Below are 4,346 nucleotides of genomic sequence, written 5' to 3' on the forward strand. Positions count from 1 at the left end.
AAAGCGGGGGCCCAGGCTTTTTCTGAAAGGCGGGGCGCTCGACGATAAAACGCCTGGGTCCCCGCTTTCGCGGGGATTTCACGGAAGGGGGTGAGCGCCTAGACGGCCACCGCCTCTTGCAGCGCTTTGGCCACGGCCTCGGCCTTGGGTCCGAGCACGAGGTGCGCCACCGGCCCGTCGAGCCGCACGAGCGCCCGGACGCCGGCGGCCTTGAGCGCGGCCTCGTCCAGCTTCGAAGGATCGGCCAGTTCGAGGCGCAGGCGGCTGGAGCAGGCGCTGACGGCGAGCAGGTTGGACAGCCCCCCAAGGCCGGGCAGCAGGGCCTTGGCCGTGACGGGATCGGAAGCGGCCTTGGCCGGCGCTTGGGCCACGGCGGCCGCAACCTGCACCCCGGCCCCCGCCGCCTGGCGGATCTCGCCGGCGACGGTGTCGGCGATGGGGCCCAGCACCACCTGCAGAGCCTTGTCGGAGGGGCGGACGATGCCGCGCGCGCCCAGGGCCTTGAGGCGGGCCTCGTCGACGATTTTCTGGTCGGCGACGATCAGGCGAAGCCGCGTGGTGCAGGCGTCGACGCTGACCAGGTTGGCGCCGCCGCCCAGGGCGATGACGAAGTCGGCGCCACGGCCGCCAGCGCTCGTGGCCGGGGCGGCGTTGAGCAGGGCGGCTTCCTCCTCCGGTTCGCGCCCCGGGGTCTTGAGGTCGAACTTGACGATGAAGAACCGGAAGAGGCCGTAATAGACGGCGAAATAGACCGCCCCGATCGGCAGCAGGAAGAGCGGGTGTGTCGCCTTGCCGAAGTTCAGCACGTAGTCGAAGAGCCCCGCCGAGAAGGTGAAGCCCAGCTTCACGTCCAGCAGGTTCATCAGCGCCATGGAGACGCCGGTCAGCACCGCGTGCACGGCGTAGAGCGCCGGGGCCAGGAACATGAACGAGAACTCGATCGGCTCGGTCACCCCGGTCAGGAACGAGGTCAGGGCCAGGGAGACCAGCATGCCGGCCACGGCCTTGCGGCGCTCGGGCCTTGCGGTGTGCAGCATGGCCAGACACGCGGCCGGCAGGCCAAACATCATCACCGGGAAGAAGCCGCTCATGAAGCCGCCGGCGGTCGGATCGTCGGCGAAGAACCGCCGCAGATCCCCCGTCGCCCCATGGAAGTCGCCGATCACGAACCAGGCGATGTTGTTGAGGATGTGGTGCAGGCCGGTGACGATCAGGATGCGGTTGAGGAAGCCGTAGACCAGAAGCCCCCACTGCCCCGAGCCGACGATGGCCCGGCTGGCCGCGTCCACCCCGCCGTTGATGGCGTCGTAGCCAAGGCCCACCAGCCCGGCCATCACCAGGCCCGCAAGGCCCGCCACGATCGGCACGAAGCGCCGGCCGCTGAAGAAGGCCAGGTACTCGGGCAGCTTGAAACCGGAGAAGCGGTTGTAGAACAGCCCCCCGATCACGCCGGACAGGATGCCGATCGGCACGCTGAGCTTGGACAGGGCCTTGGCCTTGTAGGCCGCCCCGGCCAGGGCTGCGTGGGCTTCGGCCAAGCCCGCCGTCGCCTCGGCCGGCACATGCAGCAGGGCCTTGCCGCCCTCGGTGGCGATCAGGAAGCAGACCACGCCGGCCAGCCCGGCCGCGCCGTTGTTCTCGCGGGCGAGACCCACGGCGACGCCGATGGCGAAGAGAAGGCCGAGGTTGGCGAAGATCGCATCGCCGGCGGCGGCGATGAAGGGGATGTTCAGCAGGTCCGGCTGGCCAAGGCGTAGCAGGAGGCCCGCCACCGGCAGCACCGCGATCGGCAGCATCAGGGCCCGGCCGAGCGGCTGGAGGATTTCGAGCGGCGACTTCATGGCTCAGGCTCCGGCCTGGAAGGATTTGGCAAGATCGCGGACCGCCTCGGGCGAGGTCTGGTCCAGGGCTTGGGCGGCAAGCTCGCGGCAGGCGGCAAGATCCAGGGTGCGCACCAGGGCCTTCACCTCCGGCACGATGGCGGCGGTGGCGGAGAGTTCCGTGACGCCCAAACCGAGGAGGACGGGCACGGCCGCGAGATCCGAGGCCAGGCCGCCGCAGACACCGACCCAACGGCCGTGCTGGCTCGCCCCCCGGCAGGTCTGGTCGATCATCCGCAGCACGGCCGGGTGCAGGGCGTCGATGCGGGCGGCCAGTTCCGGATTGCCCCGGTCCATGGCCAGGACGTATTGCGTCAGGTCGTTGGTGCCGATGGACAGGAAGTCGGCCTCGGCGGCGATCAGGTCGGCGGTGACGGCCGCGGCCGGGGTCTCGATCATCACCCCCAGCTCGACGCGCTGCGTGATCCCCAGCTCCTTCTTGGCCTCTTCCAGCACGGCGCGGACGGCGCGCAGTTCGGAGAGACTGCCCACCATCGGGACCATGATCTTGCATTGGCCCAGCGGCGTAACCCGCAGGATGGCGCGCAGCTGGGTCTTCAGCAGGTGCGGCCGCCACAGCGACACCCGCACGCCGCGCAGGCCGCGCGCCGGGTTCTCCTCGGCCGGGATCGGCAGGTAGGGGGCGGCCTTGTCGCCGCCGACGTCGAGGGTGCGCACGATCAGCGGCTTGCCTTCGAGGGCCGTGGCGACAGCCTGGTACTGGGCCGCCTGCTCGTCCTCGCTGGGCGGGGTGTCGCGGTCGAGGAACAGGAACTCGGTGCGCAGCAGGCCGCAGCCTTCGGCGCCATTGGCCGTAGCGGCCCTGGCGTCCTTCTCCGAGCCGACATTGGCGAAGACTTCAATCGGCGTACCGCAGGCGGTCGTGCTCTGCTCGTGAGCGGCGGCCTTGGCGGCGGCGCGGCGCTCGTGGCGGGCGGCGATGGCGCTCTGGGCCTGAGCCAGGGCGTCGGCCCCGGGAGCGACGCGCAGCTTGCCGCCTTCGGCGTCGAGGATCAGGGCCGTCCCGTCGGCGATCTCCAGCGCGCCAGCACCGACGGCGACCAGGGCCGGCAGGCCCATGGCCGCGGCCAGGATGGCCACGTGCGAGGTGGGTCCGCCGCGGGCGGTGGCGAAGCCGGCCACGCGGGCCGGATCCACGCCCATCAGCTGCGAGGGCAAAAGCTCGTCGGCCAGCAGGATGGCCCCGGCCGGCAGGGCGCGGGCGGTCTCTTCCTCCAGGCCCAGCAGGGCGCGCAGCACCTGGCGCTCCAGATCGATCAGGTCGTCGACCCGCTCGGCCAGGCGCCGGTCGCCCAAACCTTTAAGCGCCTCGACATAGCCGCCGACGGCGCGCCGCCAGCCGAAACCGGCGCTCTTGCCCTCGCCGATCAGTTTCCGCGCGGCGGCGGTCAGTTCGGGGTCTTCGAGGAAGGCCAGATGAGCGGCCAGGATCGCCTTGCGGGCGGCCTCGCCGGTCTCGGCGGCCAGGGCGATGCGGGCGCGGACCGCATCCAGGGCCGTGTCCAGCGCCGCGAGCTCGGCGGCGATACCGGCGCCGGCTTCGACGACGGCGATCTCTTCCACCGCCAGCCGCACCGCCTGGCCGATCGCCAGGCCCGGCGCGGCCATCACCCCGCGCAGCACGCCCGGCTCGGACGCCTCGGGTGCAGCGAGGACAATCGGGGCCTCTTCGATCTTCGGCGCGACCTCGCCGGCTTTCTCGCCCATGCCGCCTTCGATCAGGGCGGCGACGGCGTCCACGGCGGCCTGGGCGTCCGCGCCGGAAGCGACGATGGAGATGTGGTCGCCCAGCTTCACGGCCAGGGCCATCACCCCGACCGGGCTCCTGGCGCTCGCCCGACGTCCGCCGGCCACGATCGCGACCTCGGCGGCAAAGCCCCGCGCCGTCTCGGCGATCCGCGCCGCCGGACGGGCGTGGACGCCATGCGCCAGCGGCACGACGATCTCGCGGGAGACTTCGGACGTCGTGGTCTCAGCGACCACCGCAGCGCCCGCCACCGGGACCAGCTCCATCAGGAACCCGCCTACGTCCGTCTCGATGTCCTGGCTCCGCCGGACGATCGAGAAGGCCTCGGGATTGGTAATGACCACCGGCGTGATCAGGCTCTTGGCCTTGCGGGCCAGCAGATCCAGATCAAAGCCGATCAGCGCATCGCCGGCGCTCACCGCCTGCCCCTCGGCGACGTGGACACTGAAGCCCTCCCCGCCCAGCGCCACCGTCTCCAGGCCCACGTGCATCAGCACCTCGGCCCCGTTCACAGCGCGGATCGTCACCGCATGCCCCGACCGGTGCACGCTCACAACCACGCCGTCGCAAGGGGCCACGAGCACCGACCCCACCGGATCGATCGCCACCCCGTCCCCCAGCATCCGCTGCGCGAACACCGCGTCCGGAACCTCCTCCAACGGTCCCGACCACCCCGCCAAAGGCGATTGAAGCACCAG

Annotated in this window: 2 protein-coding genes; both read right to left on the reverse strand. The window is 71.4% G+C overall.

Annotated features, from left to right (window positions below; translation table 11 throughout):
• Nucleotides 1-98 precede the first annotated feature (98 nt).
• Nucleotides 99-1,841, reverse strand: a complete 1,743-nt coding sequence (nagE, locus tag DMC18_RS20925; protein ID WP_110118604.1) for an N-acetylglucosamine-specific PTS transporter subunit IIBC — start codon at nucleotides 1,839-1,841, stop codon at nucleotides 99-101.
• A 3-nt stretch (nucleotides 1,842-1,844) separates the two neighbouring features.
• Nucleotides 1,845-4,346, reverse strand: coding sequence for a phosphoenolpyruvate--protein phosphotransferase (gene ptsP / locus DMC18_RS20930; protein WP_110133277.1), 2,502 nt, complete (start codon nucleotides 4,344-4,346; stop codon nucleotides 1,845-1,847).

Source organism: Caulobacter sp. D5 (assembly GCF_003185805.1).
In the GTDB taxonomy this organism is placed as follows: Bacteria; Pseudomonadota; Alphaproteobacteria; order Caulobacterales; family Caulobacteraceae; genus Caulobacter.